This window comes from Vibrio sp. 2130-1 (assembly GCF_033339515.1).
This window is the reverse complement of the sequence record NZ_JAWOUT010000308.1, coordinates 1-681: the sequence shown is the minus strand read 5'-3', so window position 1 is coordinate 681 and position 681 is coordinate 1. Positions and strand designations below refer to the sequence as shown.

Genomic DNA, 681 nt, shown 5'->3' with positions numbered 1-681 from the left:
TTTATTCTTGAGATTTTACGCTTCAATAAACTAGCAAAAGCGTCTGCTACTGAGCAAATATCGAGTTCTCAATCGCTGGGTGCATTTTTGGATGAGCACCAGTGTAGTGATTTCTTTTCTGACAACTATATTCTGCCAATGGGCGCGGCGATTTGGTCATCTTCCCTCGCTGACATGCGTGCATTTCCATTGATGTTCTTCTTACGCTTTTTCCTCAATCACGGTTTGTTAGACGTGACGAATCGTCCGCAATGGTATGTTATCAAGGGTGGTTCACGTGCTTATATTTCACCTTTAACGCAAGGGTTTGCAGACAAGATTCGACTGAATAGTCCGGTTGAAAAAGTTGTTCGCAGTGAACAAGGTGTAGCGATTTATGCAAATGGGCAGTGTGAATGGTTTGATGAAGTCATTTTTGCTTGCCATAGCGACCAAGCTTTAGCGATGCTCAGTGATGCCTCGTCATGTGAAAACGACATTTTGTCTAATATGGCTTACCAAGCAAATGATGTGGTTCTTCACACTGACACGAGTGTAGTACCGAAACGAAAATCTGCATGGGCATCGTGGAACTATTTGCTGGAAGGAGGCGAAGATGAGCTGAAACGATTGCCGTCCCTGACGTACAACATGAACATTTTGCAGCATATCGACTCTTCACACACATTCTGCGTCACCTTA

Annotated in this window: 1 protein-coding gene; it reads left to right on the top strand. The window is 43.8% G+C overall.

Going from position 1 to position 681, the window contains the following annotated elements:
- On the top strand, window positions 1-681 hold a 681-nt coding region (locus tag R7Q09_RS25910), incomplete at both ends, for an NAD(P)/FAD-dependent oxidoreductase (protein ID WP_318143912.1).